The 24,673-nt window shown below is 61.8% G+C and carries 22 protein-coding genes; 9 read left to right on the forward strand and 13 right to left on the reverse strand.

Annotation, left to right across the window (positions count from 1 at the left end; translation table 11 throughout):
* Window positions 1–19: 19 nt before the first annotated feature.
* Together ffh and PH603_RS15985 are read right to left on the reverse strand one after the other, a co-directional pair.
* A complete protein-coding gene (ffh, locus tag PH603_RS15980; RefSeq protein ID WP_289503758.1) occupies window positions 20–1,387 on the reverse strand; it encodes a signal recognition particle protein in 1,368 nt (455 codons plus the stop codon).
* A 184-nt stretch (window positions 1,388–1,571) separates the two neighbouring features.
* Window positions 1,572–2,006 (reverse strand): response regulator, encoded by a 435-nt coding sequence (locus PH603_RS15985; protein WP_289503759.1) that lies wholly within the window; start codon window positions 2,004–2,006, stop codon window positions 1,572–1,574.
* Between the two features lie 158 nt (window positions 2,007–2,164).
* Between PH603_RS15985 and PH603_RS15990 the strand changes: the two genes are divergently transcribed.
* The 6 genes from PH603_RS15990 to PH603_RS16015 all read left to right on the forward strand — a co-directional run bounded on the left by PH603_RS15990 (window position 2,165) and on the right by PH603_RS16015 (window position 9,252).
* Complete coding sequence (locus PH603_RS15990; RefSeq protein ID WP_289503760.1) at window positions 2,165–3,631, forward strand: SLC13 family permease; 1,467 nt, start codon at window positions 2,165–2,167, stop codon at window positions 3,629–3,631.
* A gap of 48 nt (window positions 3,632–3,679) precedes the next feature.
* Entirely contained in the window at window positions 3,680–4,501 is an 822-nt protein-coding gene (gene dapF, locus PH603_RS15995; RefSeq protein WP_289503761.1) for a diaminopimelate epimerase, read from the forward strand.
* A gap of 8 nt (window positions 4,502–4,509) precedes the next feature.
* Window positions 4,510–5,787 carry a tRNA (N(6)-L-threonylcarbamoyladenosine(37)-C(2))-methylthiotransferase MtaB gene (mtaB, locus tag PH603_RS16000; RefSeq protein WP_289503762.1) on the forward strand — a complete coding sequence of 426 codons (1,278 nt, stop codon included), beginning with the start codon at window positions 4,510–4,512 and terminating at the stop codon, window positions 5,785–5,787.
* A 15-nt stretch (window positions 5,788–5,802) separates the two neighbouring features.
* Window positions 5,803–6,735: a signal recognition particle-docking protein FtsY gene (ftsY, locus tag PH603_RS16005; protein ID WP_289503763.1), complete on the forward strand. Its 933-nt coding sequence runs from the start codon at window positions 5,803–5,805 to the stop codon at window positions 6,733–6,735.
* Between the two features lie 92 nt (window positions 6,736–6,827).
* Window positions 6,828–7,622 carry a DUF2189 domain-containing protein gene (locus tag PH603_RS16010; protein WP_289503764.1) on the forward strand — a complete coding sequence of 265 codons (795 nt, stop codon included), beginning with the start codon at window positions 6,828–6,830 and terminating at the stop codon, window positions 7,620–7,622.
* 70 nt (window positions 7,623–7,692) lie between these two features.
* Window positions 7,693–9,252, forward strand: a complete 1,560-nt coding sequence (locus PH603_RS16015; protein WP_289503765.1) for a serine hydrolase — start codon at window positions 7,693–7,695, stop codon at window positions 9,250–9,252.
* Between the two features lie 98 nt (window positions 9,253–9,350).
* On the opposite strand, the gene ccoS is transcribed toward PH603_RS16015, so the two are convergent.
* The 9 genes from ccoS to PH603_RS16060 form a co-directional block, all read right to left on the reverse strand.
* Entirely contained in the window at window positions 9,351–9,530 is a 180-nt protein-coding gene (ccoS, locus tag PH603_RS16020; RefSeq protein WP_289503766.1) for a cbb3-type cytochrome oxidase assembly protein CcoS, read from the reverse strand.
* Window positions 9,527–11,707, reverse strand: a complete 2,181-nt coding sequence (locus PH603_RS16025) for a heavy metal translocating P-type ATPase (RefSeq protein WP_289503767.1) — start codon at window positions 11,705–11,707, stop codon at window positions 9,527–9,529. The genes ccoS and PH603_RS16025 overlap by 4 nt, the downstream gene beginning before the upstream one ends.
* A 17-nt stretch (window positions 11,708–11,724) precedes the next feature.
* Window positions 11,725–12,243 carry a FixH family protein gene (locus PH603_RS16030; RefSeq protein ID WP_289503768.1) on the reverse strand — a complete coding sequence of 173 codons (519 nt, stop codon included), beginning with the start codon at window positions 12,241–12,243 and terminating at the stop codon, window positions 11,725–11,727.
* A gap of 5 nt (window positions 12,244–12,248) precedes the next feature.
* On the reverse strand, window positions 12,249–13,724 hold the full coding sequence (gene ccoG / locus PH603_RS16035) for a cytochrome c oxidase accessory protein CcoG (RefSeq protein WP_289503769.1): 1,476 nt from the start codon (window positions 13,722–13,724) through the stop codon (window positions 12,249–12,251).
* Between the two features lie 96 nt (window positions 13,725–13,820).
* Entirely contained in the window at window positions 13,821–14,732 is a 912-nt protein-coding gene (gene ccoP, locus PH603_RS16040; protein ID WP_289503770.1) for a cytochrome-c oxidase, cbb3-type subunit III, read from the reverse strand.
* The gene (locus PH603_RS16045; RefSeq protein ID WP_289503771.1) at window positions 14,729–14,920 is read right to left on the reverse strand and encodes a cbb3-type cytochrome c oxidase subunit 3; all 192 of its coding nucleotides are present in this window, start codon (window positions 14,918–14,920) and stop codon (window positions 14,729–14,731) included. The genes ccoP and PH603_RS16045 overlap by 4 nt, the downstream gene beginning before the upstream one ends.
* A 12-nt stretch (window positions 14,921–14,932) precedes the next feature.
* The gene (gene ccoO, locus PH603_RS16050) at window positions 14,933–15,664 is read right to left on the reverse strand and encodes a cytochrome-c oxidase, cbb3-type subunit II (protein ID WP_289503772.1); all 732 of its coding nucleotides are present in this window, start codon (window positions 15,662–15,664) and stop codon (window positions 14,933–14,935) included.
* 13 nt (window positions 15,665–15,677) lie between these two features.
* Entirely contained in the window at window positions 15,678–17,318 is a 1,641-nt protein-coding gene (gene ccoN / locus PH603_RS16055) for a cytochrome-c oxidase, cbb3-type subunit I (RefSeq protein ID WP_289503773.1), read from the reverse strand.
* Window positions 17,319–17,540: 222 nt separating this feature from the next.
* Window positions 17,541–18,935 carry a pyridoxal phosphate-dependent decarboxylase family protein gene (locus tag PH603_RS16060; RefSeq protein WP_289505657.1) on the reverse strand — a complete coding sequence of 465 codons (1,395 nt, stop codon included), beginning with the start codon at window positions 18,933–18,935 and terminating at the stop codon, window positions 17,541–17,543.
* A 107-nt stretch (window positions 18,936–19,042) separates the two neighbouring features.
* Here PH603_RS16060 and rimO point away from each other — a divergent pair, with 107 nt between their 5' ends.
* From rimO to PH603_RS16075, 3 genes are all read left to right on the forward strand, one after another.
* Window positions 19,043–20,386 carry a 30S ribosomal protein S12 methylthiotransferase RimO gene (rimO, locus tag PH603_RS16065; RefSeq protein WP_289503774.1) on the forward strand — a complete coding sequence of 448 codons (1,344 nt, stop codon included), beginning with the start codon at window positions 19,043–19,045 and terminating at the stop codon, window positions 20,384–20,386.
* 114 nt (window positions 20,387–20,500) lie between these two features.
* A complete protein-coding gene (locus PH603_RS16070; RefSeq protein ID WP_289503775.1) occupies window positions 20,501–21,301 on the forward strand; it encodes a hypothetical protein in 801 nt (266 codons plus the stop codon).
* Between the two features lie 138 nt (window positions 21,302–21,439).
* Entirely contained in the window at window positions 21,440–22,222 is a 783-nt protein-coding gene (locus PH603_RS16075) for a type 2 periplasmic-binding domain-containing protein (protein ID WP_289503776.1), read from the forward strand.
* 3 nt (window positions 22,223–22,225) lie between these two features.
* On the opposite strand, the gene PH603_RS16080 is transcribed toward PH603_RS16075, so the two are convergent.
* A complete protein-coding gene (locus tag PH603_RS16080) occupies window positions 22,226–23,716 on the reverse strand; it encodes a PQQ-dependent sugar dehydrogenase (protein WP_289503777.1) in 1,491 nt (496 codons plus the stop codon).
* A 49-nt stretch (window positions 23,717–23,765) separates the two neighbouring features.
* Window positions 23,766–24,668 (reverse strand): ABC transporter substrate-binding protein, encoded by a 903-nt coding sequence (locus PH603_RS16085; RefSeq protein WP_289503778.1) that lies wholly within the window; start codon window positions 24,666–24,668, stop codon window positions 23,766–23,768.
* Window positions 24,669–24,673: the final 5 nt, after the last annotated feature.

Below are 24,673 nucleotides of genomic sequence, written 5' to 3' on the forward strand. Positions count from 1 at the left end.
CTGACCTCGTGGCGCGAGATCAGGGGAGAAACTTGTCAAAACCCGGCGGCATCGCCCCCGGCATCATCGGCATCCGTCCGGATTTACCCATCTTGGACATCTGCTTCATCATCTTGGCCATCTGCATATGTGCCTTGAGGAGCTTGTTCACCTCGGACACTTCAACACCGGCCCCCGCAGCGATCCGCTTCTTCCTCGAAGCATTCAGCACCTGCGGTTTCTTGCGTTCGGTCGGCGTCATCGAATTGATGATCGCCTCCTGGCGCCGGAATACCTTGTCGTCGATACTCGCGCCGGCCATCGCCTGCTTGATCTTGCCCATGCCGGGCAGCATCCCGAGGATCGACTGCACGCCGCCAAGCTTCGACATCTGGCGAAGCTGGGTGCGCATGTCATCCAGATCGAATTCGCCCTTGGCCATTTTTTTGGCCATCTTCTCGGCGTCTTCTTTCTCGATCGTCGCGGCCGCTTTCTCGACAAGGCTGACCACGTCGCCCATGCCAAGGATACGGCTTGCCACGCGCTCGGGATGGAAATCCTCAAGCGCGTCCATCTTCTCGCCGAAGCCCGCAAGCTTGATCGGCTTGCCGGTCACGGCGCGCATCGAAAGCGCAGCACCACCACGGCCGTCGCCGTCCATACGGGTCAGCGCCACGCCGGTGATGCCGACCTCGCCGTCGAACGCCTTGGCCACATTCACCGCGTCCTGACCGGTCAGGCTGTCGGCGACGAGCAGCGTTTCAAGCGGCTGGCTCGCATCACGCACGGCCTTCACTTCGGCCATCAGCTCGGCGTCTACATGCAGGCGGCCGGCGGTATCCAGCATCAGCACGTCGAAGCCCTGCAGGCGCGCGGCATCCATCGCGCGGCGGGTGATATCGACCGGCATCTGGCCCGCAACGATCGGCAGCGTCTTCACGCCGATCTGCTCACCAAGCACCTTCAGCTGCTCCTGGGCTGCCGGGCGGCGGACGTCCAGCGACGCCATCATCACCTTCTTGCCTTCCTTTTCGGTCAGGCGTTTGGCGAGCTTGGCGGTGGTCGTCGTTTTACCCGAGCCCTGCAGACCAACCATCAGGATCACGACCGGCGGCACACCGAGAAGGTTGATGCCGCTGGCTTCCGCACCGAGCATGGCGACAAGCTCGTCATGGACGATCTTGATGACCTGCTGGCCGGGCGTCACCGACTTCAGGACCGACTGGCCAATGGCCTTGTCCTTCACCCGGTTGACGAAATCCTTGACGACGGGCAGCGCCACATCGGCTTCAAGGAGGGCGATCCGGACTTCCCGAAGCGCGTCGGAAACATCCGATTCCTTCAGCGCGCCACGGCGCTTCAGGCCATCGAAAATTCCGCTCAAACGTTCGGAAAGACTATCGAACATAGGGTCGCGTATCCTTGACTAAACTCTTGTTTCAACACCTGAAAAACCAGTTCAGACCAAACCAAGCAGTAATGGCACCAGTGTGCGAAACTCGCTGACTGGTGGGCACCCTCGGGCGCGCGATGGTCTATAGGCTTCTCAGGAAGCGGAGCCGGAAGTAAGCCAGAACGGCGGCAGAGTCAAGTCAGGCCTTGCTTTCCATCGCTTTTTCGATCGCCAAAAAAAGCGCGTCGCGGCTGATCGGCTTGCCGACCACGCCATCGATCCCGACATTCAGGTAAAGCTCCATATCCTCGTCGGATACATTCGCGGTGAAGGCAAGGATACAGATGTTGCCCCGCGTGCCCTCGATCGAGCGGATGCCTTCGGCGGCCTCGATGCCGCTCATGCCGGGCATCTTGATATCCATGAGGACAAGATCGAACGGCTGCTTGCTGTAGCGCACGGCATCAATGGCATCGAATCCGTTCGACACCAGCTTGACCTCATAATTCCCAAGTTCTAGGAAACGGCTGATGAGGGCCTGATTGATCTTGTTGTCTTCGGCAACCAGCACCCTGCAGGAGCGTTTTGCAACTTCCGGGTAGCGTGGCACCTCGATCGGCTCGAGATAATCCATATGTCCTGGCCTTAAAACTCTGTACTCGGCCCCCGTCCGGCACTTTACCGTAAGCTGTGGCCCCCGCCAACAGTCTTCTGCATACAATACTCCGCCGCAGACTTGATCGGCGCGACCCTTGCCCCTAGTCTCGGGCCCTTGAGGGGAGATTTGCATCGATGACAAGCCAACAGGCGCCGGCAGCCGCAGCCGACCGTCCACTTTACCAGCGTATCGGCCTTGTGGCCGGGCCGCTTCTCTTTGCGCTGATCCTCCTGATGGATGCGCCCGAGGGAATGAGCGACACGGCATGGAAGACCGTTGCTGTCGCCGCGCTGATGGCGGCATGGTGGGCGACCGAAGCCATCCCCCTGCCGGTGACGAGCCTTCTGCCCATCGTGATGTTGCCGATGCTCGATGTCGTGCCCATGAAGGCGGCGACCGGGCCTTATGCGGCCCCGGTGATCTTCCTCCTGATGGGCGGTTTCATCGCGGCAATGGCGATGCAGCGCTGGCACCTGCACCGGCGGATCGCGCTTACCATCCTGTCGCTCGCCGGCGACAAGCCGGGTGCGCTGATCGGCGGCTTCATGGCCACGTCCGCCATCCTTTCGATGTGGATTTCAAACACGGCGACCGCGCTTCTCGTGGTCCCCATCGCCATTTCAGTGGCGGAAACCATCCTCGGGCCGCGCGTTGAAGGCCACCGTTTCCTGATCGCGCTGCTGATCGGCTGCGCCTGGTCGGCCTCCATCGGCGGCCTTGGCACCTATATCGGCACCCCGCCCAACCTGTTTGTAAAAGGCTTCATCCTTGATGCCACCGGCCGCGACATCCAGTTCCTTGAATGGATGGCCTTCGCCGTCCCCGTTGTTGCCGTCATGGTGCCGCTGGCCTGGTTCGTGCTGACCCGCATCTGTTTTCGTTTCGATGCCGAAACGGCAACAGGTGGTGCCGCCGTCATTGCCGAAGAACGCGCCGCTATCGGCGGCTGGACCAAACCGGAGCGCCGTGTAGCAATGGTGATGGGCGCCATGGCCTTCGCCTGGAGCTTCCTGCCCTTCTTCAAGGATGCCCTGCCCTTCCTTTCCGGCGTTGACGATACCCATGTGGCAGTCGCCGGAGCCATTGCCATGTTCCTGGTGCCGTCGGGCAACCGGGACGGCAACATGCTACTCGACTGGCCGACCGCCGTGCGCCTGCCGTGGGGTGTGATCCTGCTGTTCGGTGGCGGGCTCAGCCTTGCCGCAGCCGTGCAGGCGACCGGCCTTGCTGAATGGCTCGGCACGAGCATGAGCGGTATCACCGCCGCGCCCCTTATCCTCATCATGTTCTCGGTGACGCTGCTTGTGATCTTCCTGACGGAGCTGACAAGCAACACGGCAACCGTCGCCGCCCTTGTGCCGATCATGGCGGCGCTGGCCGCAAGCGCGCATATCGACCCCCTCTATCTCGCCGCCCCCGTGGCGCTCGCCGGGTCATCCGCCTTCATGCTGCCGGTGGCGACAGGGCCAAACGCGGTGGTCTTCACCACGGGATACCTGCATGTGCCGGATATGGTGAAGGCGGGGCTGATCCTGAACATCCTTGGCAGCTTCGTGATCACCGGGCTTTGCTTCTGGCTGTTGCCCATCATCTTCCCCTGAAGATTCTGTCAATAGACTCTTCACCCCTGCGGCCTTATAAGCACGCGCATGAGTGAACGCGCGCCACATACGCCTTTTCTGAAGATGCATGGCCTCGGCAATGACTTTGTCATTTTCGATGCGCGCCGGCGCACGCTCGATTTTGACGCCGGCCTCGTGCGCCGGCTGGCCAGCCGCCGCCGTGGTATCGGGTTCGACCAGATGGTCGTGCTGCGCCCGTCTGCCAATGCCGATGCCTTCATGGAAATCTGGAATGCCGACGGCAGCGAGGTCGCGGCCTGCGGCAATGCCACGCGCTGTGTGGGCAAACTCCTCATCGCTGAACATGGCGGTGACAAGGCCTCGATTGAAACGAAAGCGGGGCTTCTGTCCGCGGTGCGCGCTGACGAGCGGATCAGTGTCAACATGGGCCCCGCGCGGCTCGACTGGCAGGAAATCCCCCTCGCCCATGCCGCCGATACGCTGCATATCCCCTATGCCATGGGCATGCTGGATGATCCGGTTGCCGTCAACATGGGCAACCCGCACGCCGTCTTCTTCGTGGAAGATGCCGATGCCGTGCCGCTCCAAGACCTCGGCCCCCAGATCGAAACCGATCCGCTGTTCCCCGAACGGGTGAATGTATCGGTCGCGACCGTGAAAGACGGCCATATCCGCCTGCGCGTGTGGGAACGCGGCGCCGGCATCACCGAAGCCTGCGGCACCGCTGCGTGCGCGGCCACCGTTGCCGCCTTCCGGCGCGGACTGACTGACCGCCATGCCACTGTCGAGCTTGACGGCGGCACGCTCGAGATCGTCTGGTTGCCCGATGGCAGCGTGCAGATGACAGGCGACGCCGTCCTTTCCTATGCGGGCGAGGTGGCGCTGTGAGCGACACGATGAAAGAACATGGGGTCGATATCGTCACCTTCGGCTGCCGCCTCAACGCCTATGAAAGCGAAGTGATGCGCCGCCACGCAGAGGCAGCGGGCCTTGAAGATATCATCATCATCAACACCTGCGCGGTCACGGCCGAGGCGACCCGTCAGGCACGCCAGTCTATCCGCAAGCTGAAGCGCGAGCGCCCCGACGCCAAGATCGTCGTCACCGGCTGCGCGGCGCAGGTTGACCCCGGCCAGTTCGCCAGCATGGAAGAAGTGACCAGCGTGATCGGCAACCAGGAAAAGCTGGAAGCCAAATCCTTCGCCTCGCTCGCCACCAACGGGCTGGAGCGTGTGGCGGTGAATGACATTTTCTCGGTTAAGGAAACGGCGGGTCACCTGATCGACGGCTTCGGCGAACGCGCCCGCGCCTTCGTGCAAATCCAGAATGGCTGTAATCACCGCTGCACCTTCTGCATCATCCCCTATGGCCGCGGCAACAGCCGCTCGGTTCCGATGGGTGAAGTGATTGACCAGATCAAACGCCTCACCGACCGTGGCTTCAAGGAAGTGGTGCTGACGGGCGTGGATATCACCTCATTCGGCGAAGACCTGCCGGGCACGCCGTCCCTCGGTGCCCTCGTCCAGAAAATCCTGAAGCTGGTGCCGGATCTGCCGCGCCTGCGCATTTCCTCCATCGACAGTATCGAGGTCGACGAGCCGCTGTATGACGCCATCACCGGCGACGCCCGCGTGATGCCGCACCTGCATCTGTCCTTGCAGGCTGGCGACAATATGATCCTGAAGCGGATGAAACGCCGGCACTTGCGGGAAGATGCCATCGAATTCGCGACCCGCGTGCGCGCCCATCGCCCCGATATGGTGTTCGGCGCCGATATCATCGCCGGGTTCCCGACCGAAACCGAAGAGATGTTCGAAAACTCGCTGAAGCTTGTGGACGACTGCAGCCTCACCTGGCTGCATGTCTTCCCCTATTCCGAGCGCGAGGGCACACCTGCCGCCAAGATTCCCAATCAGGTGCCGAAGCAGATCCGCAAGGACCGCGCTGCGCGCCTGCGTGCGGCTGGCGAGAAAAAAGTCGCCGAGCTATTCGCCGCCAGCGTGGGCCGTGAAGCCATGGTGCTCGTCGAGCGCACTGATGCCGACGGCAAGGCCACCGGCCATACCGAACAATTCATTCCCGTCGTCCTCGACCGCCCGGCCGAGCCCGGCGATCTCGTGAAAGTGCGCCTCGCCGCGCTTTCGGATGCCGTGATGGCGGGCACAACGATCTAGTTTCCAAGGATTTCCATGTCGGATACGCAGAAGAAAAGCTGGTTCCAGCGCCTGAAGGATGGCCTTAAACGCTCCACGGGTGCGATCTCCACGGGCATCGGCAACATCTTCACCAAGCGCAAGCTGGATGACGACACGCTTGAAGAGCTGGAAGAACTGCTGATCACCGCCGACCTCGGCGTGTCGGTGGCGGGCAAGCTGACGCAAGCGCTCGCCAAGGGTCGCTACGACAAGGAAATCGACGAGGAAGAGGTGAAAACCGTCCTCGCTGCCGAGATCGAGGCCATGCTGGCGCCCGTTGCCAAGCCGCTTGATGTGAACAAGGGCCTGAAGCCCCATGTGATCCTGATGACCGGTGTGAACGGGGCGGGCAAAACCACCACCATCGGCAAGCTCGCCAAGCAGTACCGCGATGCCGGCAAGCGCGTGATGATGGCGGCGGGCGACACGTTCCGCGCCGCCGCCGTCGAGCAGCTTGTGGTGTGGGGCGAGCGCGCCGGGGTGCCTGTCATCACCAAGGAGATCGGGTCGGATGCCGCAGCCCTCGCCTTTGAAGCCGTTGACCGCGCCATTCAGGACGGCGTCGATGTGCTGCTGATCGATACTGCCGGCCGCCTGCAGAACCGCCGCGAACTGATGGACGAACTGGCCAAGGTTGTCCGCGTGATCGGCAAGAAGCTCGACGGTGCTCCGCACGACACCGTCATCGTGCTGGATGCCACCACGGGCCAGAATGCCCTGCATCAGGTGGAGGTTTTCAAGGAAATCGCCAAACTGACCGGCATCGTCATGACGAAGCTGGATGGCACCGCACGCGGCGGTGTGCTCGTTGCCTGCGCCGAGAAATTCAGCCTGCCCGTCCATGCCATCGGTGTGGGCGAGGGGATCGAAGACCTGCAACCCTTCTCCCCCCGCGATTTCGCCCGCATGATTGTCGGGCTGGAATAAGCGGCTCATCCCGCCCCCTTTGCGGCAAATCAAAAAATTGCCGCCGGATTGGGTTAGAGTTACCCTCAAGGTGAACTCTGGGAGGGGTAGACATGAGCACCAGCACAACCAATCTGTCGAAGCAGCCGATCACCGGGCCGGCGCTGAACCGCATCACGCTTGAAAGCCCATGGAAATGGCTGGCCGCTGGCTGGAAGGACCTTTGGGCCAATGCCAGCCTCAGCCTGATGTATGGCGCGCTGTTTGCGGGCGTTGCCGTGCTTCTGTTCTTCGGGCTGATGTCGGTGGATATGACCGCGCTCATCCTCGTGCTTGCCGCCGGGTTCCTGCTGCTGGGCCCCATGCTCGCCGTCGGGCTTTATGAAGCCAGCTGGCGGATGGAAACGGGCAAGCCCGTCACCTTTGCCGACATGCTGATCGTGCGGACCAAATCCCCCGTGCAGCTTGCCTATATCGGCCTCACGCTCGCCTTCATGTTCCTCGCCTGGGTGCGGATCGCCTCGCTCCTTTACGCCATCATGTGGGGGGACCAGCCCTTCCCACCGATCGATGATTTCATCCCGACGCTCCTGAATACCGTGCGCGGGGCCGTGATGCTGGCGCTCGGCACCATCATCGGCGGCGCCATCGCCTTTGCCGTGTTTGCGGTGAGCGTGATTTCGGTGCCGATGCTGGCGCACCGCAACACCGATTTCATGACGGCGATCATCACCTCGATCCGGGCCGTGCGCGAAAACTTCTGGCCGATGGCGCTGTGGGCATGGCTGATCGCGCTTCTGTCGGCTTTCGGGATTGCATTCCTGTTTGTTGGTCTCGTGATTGTTTTCCCGCTTGTGGGTCATGCCACATGGCACGCCTACCGCGATCTCGTGACAGCGAACGACTGAACGAATTGCAGATAGCCTTTGGCTTAGGCCGCCGCTAATCTTCCCCCACTGCTTTTGTGGGGGAAATTTTATGCGCCAGACCATCCTTGGTGTCGTATTCGTTGCGGCCCTTTCCGTTCCGTCCCATGCGGACGATGCCCTTCCGTTCAAGGAAGCCGATCTTGACGCCAGCGTGGCTGCTGCCATGCAGGCCTTTGAAACACCCGGCGTATCGGTCGGCGTGGTGAAAGACGGCAAGCTCGTCTTTTCCAAAGGCTATGGCATCGCCAATGTGGAAACGGGCGCGCCTGTGACGCCCGACACGATCTTCGGCATCGCCTCGCATACCAAGGCCTATACGGCAGCCGCCCTTGCCATGCTCATCGATGAAGGCAAGCTCAGCTGGAACGACCGGGTGATCGACCATATCCCCGAGTTCCGCATGTCGGACGCGTGGGTGACCCGCGAATTTACCATCAAGGACCTTCTGACCCACCGGTCGGGGCTTGATCTCGGCGCCGGGGACCTGCTGATTTTCCCCGAGGTGGAAACCAGCCGCCAGGAAATCATCATGGCAATGCGGCACCTGAAGCCGGTTTCATCCTTCCGCGACAAGTTCGATTACGACAACCTCCTCTACATCATCGCGGGTGAAGTGGTGGGCCGCGTTTCGGGCATGCCGTGGGAAGAGTTTATCGAGAAGCGCATCTTCGCGCCCCTTCAAATGGACAGCTGCCGCGCGCTGCCCGAAGGCCTTTCGGCGGATGCCCCGCGCGCCTATCCGCACATGACCGTGGACGGCAAACTGACCGTCACCAAGTTCGACAAGGGCGACCCGACGACCGCGGCCGGCTCGATCAACTGTTCGCTCACCGATCACGCCAAATGGGTAGCCGTGCAGCTGAACGGCGGCAAGATGGCTGATGGCACGCCGCTTTTCTCGGAAGCGCGCCACAAGGAAATGTGGACGCCCATCACCCCGCTCGGCGGCGATGCCTTTGGCCGCCCGCCCTATAACACCCATTTCAAGTCATACGGCCTTGGCTGGTTCCTTGATGACATGAACGGCCAGCTGCATGTCTATCACTCGGGCGGGCTCATCGGCATGGTGACCTATACGAACCTGCTGCCCGAAGAAAGCCTCGGCGTCATCGTCTTCACCAACAATATGAACGGCTACACGATGCGCTCGCTAACGAACGAGCTTCTTGACGCCTATCTCGGTGTTGATAACGGCGACTGGGTCGAGCAATCGAAAAAAGATTATGCCGAGCGGCTGGCAAACGCCGACAAGGTGGTGGCCGAAGCCAAAGCAGCAGCCAGCGGCGCCAAGTCGAAAGCCCAGAAGGCCGATGCCTACACCGGCACCTACCGCGATGCCTGGTACGGCGACATGGTGGTGACGGCCGAGAAAGGCAAACTCAGGATGACCTCGAAACGCAGCGCGCAACTGAAGGGCGACATGGTGCATTTCAACCGCGATACCTTCATCGTGCGCTGGGATGACCGCACCCTTGATGCCGATGCCTATGCCACCTTCCAGTTCGGCCCCGATGGCAAGCCGACGAAAGTGGAAATGAAGCCGGTCTCACCGCTGACCGACTTCTCGTTCGATTTCCAGCATCTGGATCTTCAGCGCGTTCAGGAATAGCGCTGCGCCCTTCGAGACGCCCTTTCGGGCTCCTCAGGACGAACGGGAGACAAGCACCGTTCGGACTGAGGAGCGGCAGGGCCGCGTCTCGAAGTCCGCTATTCGGTTTGGGATTTCTTGTCGTCCGTTTCCGCATCCTCGTCATCGTCGATGAGGATGCGCTCGGCGGCGCCGTCCAGATCATCGAACTGGCCGGATTTCATCGACCAGAGGAAGGCGGCAAGGCCAAGCCCGCCAAGGAACAGGGCGATAGGGATCAGGAACAAAAGGGCGCTCATGCAGCTTCCTCCCCCGCTTTGGCGCGCCTGAGCCGAAGCGCATTTGCCACCACCACGATGGACGAGCCCGACATGGCAATCGCCGCCACCATCGGCGTCACATGGCCCAGCACGGCAAGCGGCACGGCAATCACATTATAGCCGATGGCGAGGCCGAAGTTTTCAAGCGTCAGCCCCTTGGTGCGCTTTGCGATCGACAGAAGCAGCGTGACGGCCTTCAGGCTTTTGCCCTGGAACACAAAGTCCGCTGCCGTCTGCGTGACATCCGAGCCCGACGCGGGCGAGATGGAAACATGCGCTGCCCGCAGGGCCGGCGCGTCATTGAGCCCGTCGCCCACCATCAGCACCTGAGCGCCTTTGGCTTTCAGGTCCTCAAGCGCTGCAATCTTGTCATCCGGGTGGCAGCTACCCCGCCAGTCGGTGATGCCAAGCTCGCCTGCGACCTTTTCGGCGACCTCGGCCCGGTCACCGGAGAGGAGCATCACATGGATACCCTGCCCCTTCAGGCTGGCGATGGCTTCAGCGGCACCGGGGCGGATATCATCGGCGAAGGCGAAATGCACCGGGGCCGCGTCCCCGCGTTTCAGCCACAGTTCCGGGCCGGTCGCAACGGCAGCATCGTCACCGACACCCACATGCTTGCGGCTGCCGAGGCGCACTTCGCTGCCCTGATAAAAGCCGACGATGCCAGCCCCCGGTATCTCCCGCACCTCATCAAACATCGGCATGCGCCCCTTGGACGCCGCCTTGTTGACAGCAACCGCGAGCGGGTGGCGGCTGGCGGCAGCAAGGCCACCGGCGAAAGCGAGATCGGTGGAGGCAATGGCGGTGGGGTCCAGAAGCGTCAGCTCCCCCATCGTCAGGGTGCCGGTTTTATCGAACACGACCGTATCGATGGTGGCGAGACGCTCCAGCCCGTCTGCCGCCTTGATCAGAACGCCAGCCATGAGGAGCCGCCCGGCGGCCACCACCTGCACCACAGGCACGGCAAGGCCAAGCGCGCAGGGGCAAGTGATGATCAGCACGGCAATCGCGCGCATCAGGCCGGTGTGGGCGTCCATGAGCCCCCACCATGAAAGGAACGTGATGGCGGCAAGGATATGGACGACCGGCGCATAAAGCCGCGCCAGCCGGTCAGCGAGCCGCACGAAGCGGCCCCGGCCCTGTTCGGCGGCTTCCATCAGGCGGACGATTTCGGCCAGCAGCGTGCTTTCGCCGCGCCCTTCGACCCGCACCTTGATCGGGGCATTGAGGTTCAGCGTACCCGCAAACACCTTGGTGCCTTTGCCTGCTGTCACCGGCATGGTTTCGCCGGTTACAAGCGAGGCGTCGATATCGCTGGTGCCGTCCTCGACAATGCCATCGACCGGTACCCGCATGCCGGTGGCGACCAGCACAAGCGCGCCTTTTTCCACCTCGTCTGCCGGCATGGTGCGGTGGGTGCCATCAGGTTCCAGCACCGTGGCGGGCACGGCCTTCAGTGCCAGCAGGTTCTGGGCGGCATCCGATGCCTTCGCCCGCATCCGGTGATCAAGATAACGCCCGATGAGGAGGAAGAAGAGAAGCATGACGCCGGCGTCGAAATAGACATGTTCGGCCCCGCGCATGGCCTCCCCGATGCTGGCGAAATAGGAAAGGATCACCGCGAGCGAGATCGGCACATCCATATTGGTGTGGCCGGTGCGCAGCACTTCCCACGCGCTGCGGAAGAAGGGCTGGCCAGCAACCGAAATGCCGAGAAGGGCAATGAGCGCGGACACCCAGTGGAACAGCCCGCGCGTGCCCATATCCATCTCGCTGCCGTCCCAGACGGATACCGAGAAGAGCATGATATTCATGGTGGCGAAGCCGGCGACCGCGAGCGCGATCAGCAGGCGGCGGGCCTCCCGGTCGGTGCCCGCCTTGTCAACCGCTGCACGGAACGGTGTCGCCGGGAAACCGAGCGCGCCGAGCTTGCCGACAAGGGCGTCAAGATCGAGCGTTCCGGGATTGAAGCGCACACTGACCCGGTGAGTCGTCAGGTTCGCCCGTGCGCGGTCGATCCCGTCTTCCCCGCCAAGGCCTTTCTCGATCCTCGAAATGCAGGCGGCGCAGTGCATGGAAGGCACCAGAAGCTCGGCTTCGGCGAGGCCTCCCTCCACGGGGCGGATATAGGGATTGAGAGCAGCTTCACTCATGACGTTTCAGCGATCGATCATTCACAGCGCGCGGGGACATTCTCGCCGATCATCACGGCGTCGTCCTGCCGGAAGACGACAAGCCCGTCGCGTTCAAACTCGGTCCGCAGGCGCCAGCAGCCTTCGAGCGGCATCTTCGCCTGCCCCTCATAGCGGCCCTCACCGGTCGGCTGCAGGATGATGACTTCATCCAAATCCTGCCGCGCGGGTCGGCGTACCAGCACACGGCCTTCGCGGAAGAAGACCGGATCATCCGCCTTGTCGCGCAAGCGTACGGCGATCTTCACCTCGCCCGGCCCGCCGACAGTGGAAAGCCCAAGCCGCCAGCCGAGGGCCGCCTGCGTTTTTGCGGATTCGATCTCGCGGTTATAGTCGCGGCCGCGCTTGTAGGCCTCGTCGGTTTCAAGGCCTGAGAAGCTGTCGACCGCTTCAAACACCATCAATCCGTTGACGAAGAAGACAACACCGAAGAAAGCGAGGATGGCAATCAGCGCATGGCGGCCGGTGAACCGGCCTTTTTCTTGAGGTTCCGACATGGAAATCATGACCTTGGTCCGTTGAAGGGGGCATTCTGCCGCGAGATGACGTGGCCGTCCATATCGACAATCTCGAAAGTGATTTCGCCCTTGCCGGAGGTCAGCACGCCTTCGGTGATGGCGTCCGCTGGCAGCACGGCAAACACCTTGAAGGCCGCTGAATCATCGGGCGGCAGGCTGACCTGCAGTTCCTTGCCTTCCGCATGGTCGGTCGAGCGCAGCGTCAGGCCTTTGAGGCCGCTTGCCCGGATCGCCAGCGGACGGTCGGCATGCTGCTTGTTCATCAGGCGGATCACATAGCCGTTCCGCACATCGCCCGAAGACAGCCGCACGAAAAGCGGGTTCCGGTCCTTGATAATGTTCACGTCGAGGTCCGCGCGCACGATCAGCGAGGCCAGCATGATGCCGCCCACCAGCACGATGAGCCCCATATAGATGAAGGTACGGGCCCGGAAGATCAGGCTCGTGCCCTTCTTCGTCACATGCTCTTCGGGGGCGTAACGGATCAGGTTGCGGGGGCGTTCGATCTTGTCCATCACGCCGTTGCAGGCATCAACGCACAGTGCGCACTGGATACATTCAAGCTGGAAGCCATCGCGGATATCGATACCGGTGGGGCACACCGCCACGCACTGCTTGCAATCTATACAGTCCCCCAGCACGTCTCCCGCCGCTGCCGCCTTCAGGCTGCCGCGCGGTTCGCCGCGTTTCTTGTCGTAGGAAACAAGCAGGGTGTTTTCATCGACGAGCGCCCCCTGGATACGCGGCCACGGGCACATATAGATGCAGACCTGCTCCCGCGCGATACCGCCCAGAAGATAGGTCGAGAAGGTAAGCCCGCCCGCGAACAGGTAGCTCGTCAGCGGTGCTGTACCGGTGAGGAACTGTTTGGCGAGCGTGGGCGCATCGCCGAAATAGAAGACGAAGGCACCACCGGTGAGCGCCGCCACGACAAGCCACGCAAGGTGCGTCGACACCTTCAGGAACAGCTTCTTCGCGCTCCACGGCGATTTGTCGAGCTTGATACGCTGGTTGCGGTCCCCCTGTATCCAGCGCTCAATATGGACGAAAAGGTCGGTCCAGACCGTTTGCGGACAGGCATAGCCGCACCAGGCACGACCGATGGCCGACGTGGTGAGGAAAAGCGCGAGGGACGCGAGGATCAGAAGCCCGGTCGCGTAGTAAACCTCCTGCGCCCAGATCTCGAGCCCGAAGAAATAGGCCTTGCGGGTCGGGAAATCGATCAGGAAGGCCTGATCCGGCACGCCGAGGCCACGGTCGAACCTGATCCAGGGCAGCAGATAGTAAACCGAGAGGGTGAGGGCCATCACGACCCATTTGATCATCCGGAACTGGCCGTAAACACGCCGCGGATAGACCTTCTTGCGGTCGGCATAAAGCTGGTCGCGCTGGTCGCCGCGGTTGACGGCTGCGGCATCCGGGGTGCCGAGGGGGCTATTGATGGGATTCAGTTTTTCCATGGTTTTCTTCCACCTGGCTTCGAGGCCTCGGGCCTCGTCGGAAGATCGCGGCGGCACCCCTCAATGCCGCCGCAACCGTTGGCTATGGAGAAGGCCTCAACGGCCTTCCATCGGGGCGGCTTCACCGCCACCGAGGCTATAGACATAGAGGGCGAGCTGCTTGATGGTCGCATCGTCCAACCGGCCAGCCCATGCCGGCATCACGCCACGACGGGCATAAGCCACCGTCTCGTAGATCGCCGCGCGGTCGCCGCCATAAAGCCAGATGGCATCGGCAAGCTTCGGCGCGCCGAGATCATGGCTGCCGGCACCGCCTTCCATATGGCAAGCCGCACACTGCTCCTCATAGACGACCGCACCGCGTGCCACGCGGGCGGCATCTTCCGACTTACCCGACAGCGACAGGACATATTCGGTCACGTCCAGCACGCCGTCGCGGTCCAGAATACCGTCCGCGAGGAAGCGGGGCATGTCGCTGAGGCGGGTTTCAGGATCGGTTTCCGACCGGATGCCGTGCTGGATCGTGGTGTAGATGGCGTCGATAGTGCCGCCCCACAGCCAGTCATCGTCATTGAGGTTCGGGAAGCCCTTGAAACCCTGCGCGCCCGAGCCGTGACAGCCCGCGCAATTGTCGCCGAAGGCTGCCTTGCCACCCTGCAGGGCGAAGTCGTGCAGTTCGTCGCTCGCCGTGATGGCGGCGAAGTCGGCACTGCGGATTTCATCCACATATTTCGCCTGTTCGGCCTTCACGGCACCGATCTCGTCGGCAACCTCGGTACGCTGGGCATAGTCGGCCGTGCCTTTGACATAGGTCCAGCCGTCGCTCGACGGGAAGGGCCACGACGGATACACAATCGTGTAGCCGATGGCGAAGAGGATGCAGGCGTAGAAGGTATAGAGCCACCATTTCGGCAAGGGATTGTTCAGTTCCTTGATGCCGTCCCACTCATGGCCCGTTGTCTCGACACCCGAAATCTCGTCGATGTCTTTTTCATGCTTGTCGCTCATGACCGGTCTCCTTTGCCGCCAGTGGCAGCAGGCATGTCATCATCGTCGCGGAGCGGCGCGGACGCCGCCCGGTTGAACTTCGCGCTGTTGCCCGGCCAAAGGGCATAGAAAACCGCGACCACGAAGAGGGTAACCAGAAGGATCAGCCCTCCCGTTTCCGCGAAATAGATGGCGTCTTGATAAGTCATCTAGGCCTCCCGTCAGCGCGCGTTCTCTTCGGCCTTGTACAGGTCGAAGTCGACAAGTGTGCCAAGCATCTGCAGGTAGGCGACAAGGGCATCAAGCTCTGTCGGGCTGCCCGGCTTGGCGTCGAAGTTGCGGATCTGCACCTTGTCGCCGTAGCGACCGACAAGGCCGTCGTATCCTTCCGAGAAGGGATCGAGCTGGGCTTCAAGGTCTTCCTTGCCAGCCTCGACCATTTCGTCCGAATAGGGCACGCCCACGGTCTGGTGCGCCTTCATCAGCGCTTCGACATGCTCGTATTTGAGCGGTGTGGAAGCGAGGAAGGGATAGCCCGGCATCACCGTTTCCGGCACCACGCTTGCGGGCGCTGTCATATGCAGGACATGCCATTCATCCGAATATTTGCCGCCAACACGGGCAAGATCAGGCCCCGTGCGTTTCGACCCCCACTGGAAGGGATGGTCGTACATGCTTTCGGCCGCCAGACTATAGTGGCCGTAGCGTTCGACCTCGGCCCGAAGCGGGCGGACCATCTGGCTGTGGCAATTGTAGCAGCCCTCGCGGATATAGATTTCGCGCCCCATCAGCTCGAGCGGGGTATAGGGCCGCATGCCCTCCACCTTTTCGATCGTGCTTTTGATAAGGAACAGGGGAACGATCTCCACAAGGCCGCCGATCGCCACAACGATCAGGACAAGCACCAGCATGAGGATCGAGTTCTTCTCGATGGTTCCATGATTGAAGGCCATGATGTGCGCCCTCCTATTCTGCGGCCGACAGGGCGGGTTCGATAACTTCCTCGCCCTTCCTGACGTCGCCCTTGATGGTCTTGTAGATGTTGAAGGCCATGATCAGCGAACCGATCACGAAGAGGAGGCCGCCGCCGGCGCGGATCACATAATAGATGTGCATCTGCTCGACGCTCTCGACGAAGCTGTATTTCAGGAAGCCGAGGTTATCGTAGGCGCGCCACATCAGGCCCTGCATGATGCCGGCAACCCACATCGACGAGATGTAGAGAACGATACCGAGCGTCGAGACCCAGAAGTGCCATTCAACAAGGCGGGTGGAATAAAGCTGCTTGCGGCCCCAGCACCATTTGGCAAGGCAATAGATGGCGCCGAAGCTGACATAGGCCACCCAGCCGAGCGCACCCGAGTGCACGTGGCCGATTGTCCAGTCCGTATAGTGGCTGAGGCTGTTCACCGCCTTGATCGACATCAGCGGACCTTCGAAGGTGCTCATGCCGTAGAAGGCGATCGAGACAACCATCATGCGGACCACGGGGTCGGTACGCAGCTTGTCCCACGCACCCGACAGCGTCATCAGGCCGTTGATCATGCCGCCCCACGAGGGCATCCACAGCATCACCGAGAAGACCATGCCAAGCGTCTGCGACCAGTCGGGCAGTGCCGTATAGTGCAGGTGGTGCGGGCCGGCCCAGATATAGAGGAAGATCAGCGCCCAGAAGTGGATGATCGACAGCCGGTAGCTATAGACCGGGCGACCGACCGCTTTCGGCACGAAATAATACATGATGGCAAGGAAGCCGGCGGTGAGGAAGAAGCCCACCGCATTGTGGCCGTACCACCACTGAATGAGCGCATCCTGCACGCCCGAGAAAACAGCAACCGAACGGCTCGAGAAGGGGCTGATCGGCACCGCCAGGTTGTTGCCGATATGCAGCATGGCGATGGTGACGATGAAGCCGAGATAGAACCAGTTGGCCACATAGATATGCGGCTCCTTGCGCTTCATCAGCGTGCCGAGGAAGACAACGAGATAGCAGACCCAGACGACGGTCAGCCACAGGTCCACGTGCCATTCGGGTTCGGCATATTCACGGCCCTGTGTCGCACCCATCAGGTACGAGGTCGCGGCCAGCACGATGAACAGCTGGTAGCCCCAGAAGACAAACCACGAAAGGCCGTTGCCGAAAAGGCTGGCACGGCTTGTTTTCTGGACGACATAGAAGCTTGTCGCGATCAGCACGTTACCGCCGAAGGCAAAGATCACGGCACTGGTGTGCAGTGGCCGCAGGCGCCCGAAGTTCGTGAAGGACGTATCCAGATTGAGGGCCGGGAAGGCCAGCTGCAGGGCGATCACAAGCCCCACAACGAAGCCGACCACGCCCCAGAAGGTGGACGCAATCACGCCCGCGCGGACAACCCGCTCGCGGTAGGCGCCTTCCGGCGTGTTAAGCGTATCGCTGCCGAGAAAGACCACGGCGCCCACGCAGAAGGCGGCAAAAAGAAGCGCATGCAGCTGCATTACGCTGTCCCAGGCCCCCGCCGAGACAACCACGCCGCCAAGCGCCAAGGCTGAAAAAAGAATGGTGAAAATCAGGGCCGAGGCTGTCTTGCCCCGCCCGGTTCCCACCTCGGTTGCTCCATCGCATCCCATTGTTTGTCCCCTAGCTCAAGTGTGAAGGGCAGGCCGCACCCAACGGGGAGCAGCCTGTTGATGCTCCCTTGTCGCCTTATTTGCGCGACAGTCTATTGATCAGGATCAAACTTTCTCTGCGGCAGGCTGTCGCAGAGACGGAACGTCGCACCACATGTCGCACTTGGGAAAAAGTACAACGGATTGAAGAGGATGGAAATTGAAGGTTGTATGAAGGGGCGGTCAGCCGAGGCCAGCCGCCAGTTCCTTAACCCGCGCCCAAGCGGCCAGCACATCGTCCCGCGTGGTGCGGACGGCCCCGACCGAGATACGGATCACCGGGCGCCCCTTCACTTTGGTGCGGGTCAGATAGGTGAATCCGTCGTTATTCACGGCATCAAGCAGCGCTTCGGTGCGCGCGTCAGCGTCCTTGCCGGCAAGGCGGAAGGTGAGAAGCGCAAGGCTCGGGCCGGTCACCAGCTCAAAATCCTTGTCAGCCCTGATGAGCCCGGCAAGCTCCGCCGCCCAGGCCACATGGTTCCGCACCATCTGCGCGATGGCTTCGGTGCCGTAGCTGCGAAGCACGAACCACAGTTTGAGCGCCCGGTTGCGGCGCCCGAGCTGGATACCCCAGTCGCGGTAATCGGTGACGCCCTCGGTGGATTTCAGATACTCCGGCAAGATCGTCAGCGTGCGGATCAGGGTTTCCTTGTCGCGCACGAAATGGGCCGAACAATCGAAGCCGACCCCCATCCATTTGTGCGGGTTGAAGGCATAGCTGTCTGCGGCCTCGAGCCCGTCCATCAGATACCGGAATTCGGGCGCGATCATCGCCGTGCCCGCCCATGCGGCATCAACGTGATAATAGCAGCCATGCGCCCGCGCGATGATGCCGATGGCCTTTAAGGGGTCACACGCGCCAACGCCCGTGGTGCCCACACTTGCCACCACCATCGCCGGCTGGATACCCGCCGCCTTGTCTTCATCAATCATCCGCGACAGGGCCGCCGGATGCATGGCGAAATTGTCGTCTGTCGGCACGATCCGAAGGCTCGCCTTGCCAAGGCCCGCCATCTTCACTGCCTTTTCAAGGCTCGAATGGGTTTCGGCAGAGGTATAGATGCCAAGCTTTGGCCCCTCATAGAGGCCCTCGGCATTGACCTTCCAGCCCGTCGCCCGCTCACGCGCGGCAAGCACTGCACAGAAAACGGCTGAGGAGGCGGTATCCTGAATGACGCCCTGCCAGCTCGCCGGCAGGTCCATCGCCTGTTTCAGCCAGTCCATCATCCGTTCTTCCAGCTCGGTCGCCGCCGGGCTCGTTTCCCAGATCATGGCATTCACGCTCATGGCTGCCGTCAGCATGTCAGCGAGGATCGAGGGCGGCGTCACGTTCGACGGGAAATAGGCCAGGAAGCGCGGATGCTGCCAGTGGGTCGAACCCGGCACAATGATATCCTTGAAATCCTCGAAGATGGCGCTGAAAGCCTCGCCTTCAGCCGGCACCTGCTTGCCGAGCTTCGCCGCAATTTCGCCGGGGGCAACCTGCGCCCGCACCGGATAATCGCGCACACCTTCAAAATAGTCGGCGATCCAGTCAACAAGGGCATGGCCCTGACGTTTGAACTCTTCGGCGTCCATCACGCCCTCCCCCTTAACCGCTTTCTCACACATTTCTGCTAGCACTGGCGCGGCCCGGCGCTTTCGGTTATAAGCCGCGCGCCTGACCGTAGAATAGAAAGCACACGATGAACAAGCCTTCCAAAGTGGGTTTCGTTTCCCTTGGCTGTCCCAAAGCCCTTGTCGACAGCGAGCGCATCCTGACGCAGCTTCGCTCCGAGGGCTATGAGATTGCCGCCGACTATGACGGGGCCGATGTGGTGGTCGTCAACACCTGCGGCTTTATCGACAGCGCCAAGGAAGAAAGCCTTTCAGCGATCCGCGAGGCGATGGAAGAAAACGGCCGGGTGATCGTCACCGGTTGCCTCGGCCCCGAGGAAGAGAAAATCCGCGAAGTGGCGCCGGGTGTGCTCGCCGTTACCGGCCCGCACCAGTATGAGGCCGTGGTCAACGAGGTGCACAAGGCCGCCCCGCAGCCGCACGACCCCTTCACCCATCTGGTGCCGCCGCAAGGCCTGCGCCTGACGCCGCGCCACTATGCCTATCTGAAGATTTCGGAAGGCTGCAATCACCGCTGCAAATTCTGCATCATCCCGTCTTTCCGCGGTGACCTTGTATCGCGCCCGGTGCGCGCGGTGCTGCGCGAAGCCGAAAAGCTGGTGGAAGCGGGCGTGCAGGAAATCCTCGTCATCAGCCAGGACACCTCGGCTTACGGCGTCGACAAGAAGCACGCTGCCGAAAAGTGGAAAGACAAGGACGTCCGCGCCCACATGACCGACCTTTGCGCCGCGCTTGGCGAAATGGATGTCTGGGTGCGCCTCCATTATGTGTATCCTTATCCGCATGTGGATGACGTGATCCCGCTGATGGCGGAGGGCAAGATCCTGCCGTATCTGGATATCCCCTTCCAACACGCCTCCCCGAAGGTGCTGAAGGCCATGAAGCGCCCGGCGAACGAGCAGAAGGTGCTGGAGCGTATCCACAAGTGGCGCGATATCTGCCCCGAGATCGTCATCCGCTCCACCTTCATCGTCGGCTTCCCCGGCGAAACCGAAGAAGACTTCCAGTATCTTCTGGACTGGCTGAAAGAAGCCCGGCTCGACCGCGTGGGTTGCTTCAAATATGAGCCCGTTGAAGGGGCAGCCGCCAACGAGCTGCCGGATCAGGTGCCCGAGGAAGTGAAACAGGACCGCTGGAACCGCTTCATGGAAGTGGCGCAGGCGATTTCCGCTGAAAAGCTGCAGGAACGCGTCGGCCTTGAAATGGCTGTACTGATCGATGATGTGGACGAGGACGGCGCCGTTGGCCGCACCTATGCGGACGCGCCGGAAATCGACGGCAAGGTCTATCTGCCGAGCGCGACCGACCTCATTCCTGGGACCATGGTGATGGCCTATATCACCGAAGCAACCGACTATGACCTGATCGGTGAAGTTGTATTCGACGACGAAGATGAAGATGACGACTGGTAAACTTTAAGCCATTGATTCTTCGAACGGTTGACAGTCGCATGCCCGGCGCGTTCTAGTATGGTCGGGGTAGGTAATCAGGCAGGCAGTATTGTGGCACGCAAGCGTCGCCCTATCTTGGCAGCATCCGGGCTCGGCCTTGTGGCCCTGCTCGCCGCACCGGTGATTGCGGATGACAGCGCCTGCACGCCCATGACCATAGCCGTGCCCGAAGCACTGGCCGCGTCCCCCCTCAATTCGGTGATCGAACGCGCCTACGGGACTGCGGGAATCGCTGCCGAATTCCGCATATTGCCCAACCGGCGCACCGCCGCGAGCCAATCGGTCGCGGAAGTTGACGCGATCCTCGTTTCCGCCGAGCCACGCATCGAGGACGCAGCCAATTTCCTGCCCGTGCCGGTGCCTGTGGCGCGGGTCACCTATTATCTCGCGAGCTATTCGCTTGGGCCTGATGATGTGAAAACGCTTGGTGACATCACCCGCTACCGGCTGGTGCTACCCTCTGGCTTCACCCATCTCGCCAACCTTCTGGGGCACCGACGCTGGGTCGAAATGGGCAATTATGACGCCATCCTGAAACTGCTGACGCACGAGCGCGCCAACCTTGCCCTCGGCACCCTCAGCTTCGCGCGATATGCGGAAGCCCGGAATATGGGGCTCAATATCTTCCCCGCCCCCATCACGCCGCGCCTCGGCTATCACATGGTTCGCCCGGCATGCGGCGATGCCTTTGCAAAGCTCCGTACCGTCCTTCGCGCCCTTGTCGAAAGCGGCGAGATGGCCGCGATGTATGACGCACAGAAGGCGCCTGAATCCGCCATCACGCCTGACATGCTGGACGCGCTTGGCCCCACCGGAGGGCTGGAGCCCGGCCTTGCAGCCGAGACCGAAAAAATACAGCTCTCGCCAACACCCTAAAAACCGCAATCGCGCCCATCCTACAAGCTCTTGATTTTCATACGAATCTCATGAGAGGATCGCGGTGAGATATTCGCTGTTCGTCAATAACGACAGAAAAGACACTCAAGCATGCGCTTTTGCGGGATTGCAGTTTCCTTGGCGTTTGCAATCTTCTCGACCGGGGCAACCTTGCCCGTCGTCGCGGAGCAGCCTGTCATTCGCCTGGCCGTATCCCAACTGACAAATGATGCACCTGTCATCCGCGTCCTTGACCGCGCTTACGAGAAACTCGGGATCAAGCTGGAAATTACCAGCCTGCCCCGGAAGCGCGGGCCCGTACTGGCAAACGAAGGCCTATACGACGGGCTGCCGGTTGCCCTGGGCATGGGGGCGGTGGCCTTTGAAAACCTGATGCCGGTGCCCACCCCCTTATGCAAAATCGGCTTCACTCTATATTCGAAGCAGCCTTTGCCGATAACGCAGCCGACCCTTGCAGACCTGAGGGGATTTGACATCGGCACCATCCGGGGTGTCCGGCTTCTTGAACTGCGGTTGGAAGGCCTGAACCTGATCGAAGCCCCGACTTTTGACCATCTGTTCGGACTGTTGAAGCGGGACCGGGTTGACGTTGTGGTGTCGCCGTCCGACTTGCAGATTCTGGAACAGCATGTCCCCGGTAGCTTCACGAGCCAGCCGGCACCACTGAAGCCCGCCTTCTGCTATCATGTCCTGCACAAGGCTCATGAAGCCTTGTTACCCAAAGTGGCGGAAAGCCTGCGCGAGATGATCCGGTCCGGCGAACTGGCGGCAATCTACACGGCAGTCGATGCTCCGAATGCGGCGATCACCATGGATGATCTTGACATGCTCGGGCCGTCCGGCGGCCTTGACCAGATCAGGGAAGACTGGCGCACCGAAAACGATACGCCAGACGATTGATGATCAGCCCGCGTCCTTGAGCAGATAGATCGCCAGCGCCTCGCGCTCGGCATCCGTCAGCTCAAAAGTCGGCATGGGGCCCGGCGGGTTGGCGAGAAGCGCCTTGAGGCCGGCGATATCGAACCGCGCTTTCAGATCCTTCAGTTCCTTCACGGCAACACCTTCAGGCGCTGCTTCTGGCACATGGCAGGAGGCGCAATCATTACCGATGAACAGGAGCCTGCCAAGGCCGGCGCGTTCCTCAAGCCGGGCGGGATCGATACCGGCCAGCGGGTCGGCTGCATCCGCCGCCGCGCGGTCCATGCTGCCGGCCTTCATGCCGCCCCAGGTGACGCGGTAAATGGTGCCGGAATAATCGTCCGACACATAGATGGCGCCGTCTGGCCCCTGCACCACATCGACCGGGCGACCGATGACGTCTTCGTTCTTTTCAAAGCCGGTCAGGAAATCGCGTTCGGTGACCTTGCCGTCTACGCCCCAATGCAGGCTGACGACCTTGTAGCCAACGAGGACCGAGCTGTTCCACGAACCATGCTCGGCGACAAGGGCGGCGCCTTCATAGCCCGCAGGCTCCTGCCCCGGCGTCAGGAAACGCATGCCAAGCGGCGCGCGGTGGCCGCCGAAGCCATGAACCGGTGCGATCGAGCGGGCAACATCCGCCTCATGCCCCTTGCCCATGTCGGGGTCGATTTCCTTGTTGTTGTTGGCAAACGGCCAGCCATAGAAACCGCCATCGACAACCTCGTTCAGCTCGCAGTCCGGATAAGTGTCGCCGAGCAGGTCGCGGCCATTGTCGGTTGCGAACAGCTTGCCGGTTTCCGGCTGCCAGTCGAACCCGACCGAATTCCGGAGCCCCGTTGCATAGGTGCGCGCCTCCGAACCATCGCGGTTCATGACGATCATCTCGGCGCGGTAAAGCTCGGTCTCGATACACACATTGCAGGTGGACCCCACCGTCACATAGATGCGCCCGTCGGGGCCGATGCCCAGCGTGCGGGTGCGGTGATTGCCGTCCTCGGGCATGCCGGTGAAGATGGTTTCCATCTCGCCCATCGTGCGGGTTGCGGCGTCAAACGGCGCGCGGCTCACCTGCGTTTCTTCGGCGATATAAAGATACTGGTCATCCAGATCGATGCCCGATGGCAGATCGAGCCCGCCCGCCAGCTGCGTGCGGCCATCGGCGCGGCCATCGCCGTCCTTGTCGGCATGCAGCAGCACGACCTTGCCGTCGCGGTGCGTGGCAACGATCATGTCGCCCGCTGCGGTGAAGCGCATCATGCGCGCTTTTTCAACGCCGTCCGCATAGATGCCGATCTCGAACCCTTCGGGCACCTGCAGGCGGTTGCTGGCGGTATTCGCATCAACCGCCTTGGCTTCCTTGCCCGTCAGGAAATCAAGGAAAGGCCCGTTGATCGTCGGCGCCATCCACCAGACACCGGCAACAGCCGCACCAACAACGGCACCAAGGCCGATAATCCATTTCTTTTTCGACATATCTTTTCCCCCGGCGAATCGTGGGGGCGAGACTATCGCCGTGGGGCCCTTATCGCAAGAAAAGGCGGCGTGAGGGCGGCGATTCATCAGGTAGCGGATGTATGATCGATGCCAGCAGTTCAAGGCTGTCGACCAGCCGCGGCCCCGGCCGGTTAAAGAGGCCGTTACCATCCACGATCCGGACCCTCGTGCCCGCACGCTCAAGCGCCGCGAGCGCTGTGGCCGTTTCACCAAGTTCTGCGTCAGCGCGGGTACGGGCGGGTTCGAACCCGCACATGGCAAGGATCAGATAGTCGGGCTTCAGAGCCGCCACCTCGTCCCAATCCGTGCGGCGGGACGGCGCGCCTGAAAGGCCGGACACATCCAGTCCGCCCGCCAGCGTGACAAGGTCGGCAATCCAGTGGCCACCCATGAAGGGCGGGTCCAGCCAATCAAGCAGCAGCACGCGCGGCCTGAGCGGATGGCGAACAACGCGGGAGACAACCTTGTCGATCCGGGCATTCAGCCTGAGGACAAGCTGTTCGCCGCGCTCGCGCACCCCGGCGGCGACCGCCACGCCGTGGATGGTTTTCAGCACATCGGCAAGGGTGACGGGTTCAAGATTCACAAGGCGGGGCTGTGAGCTGATGGCGCCAAGGGCTGCCTCCACATCCTCGCCAGACACAGCACACACATCGCACAGCGCCTGCGTGACGATCAGGTCCGGCTGCAGCTTTTCCAGAAGGTCGGTATCAAGTGCATAAAGGGCGGCGTTGCCCGCCAGATGCTCGCGCACGATCCGGTCGATCTCGGCCTGCGGGGCCACCTTGTCGACAATGCTTGAGGTCAGCACCGGCAGGTCTTCAACGCCTGCCGGATAGTCGCAGCAGTGCGACACGCCAACCAGATTATCCTTCAGCCCGAGGGCCGCGATGATTTCGGTGGCGCTGGCAAGGAGCGAGGCGATCCGCATGGCGC

Origin of the sequence: Gimibacter soli, from assembly GCF_028463845.1 — a bacterium.
Classification (GTDB): Bacteria; Pseudomonadota; Alphaproteobacteria; order Sphingomonadales; family Kordiimonadaceae; genus Gimibacter; species Gimibacter soli.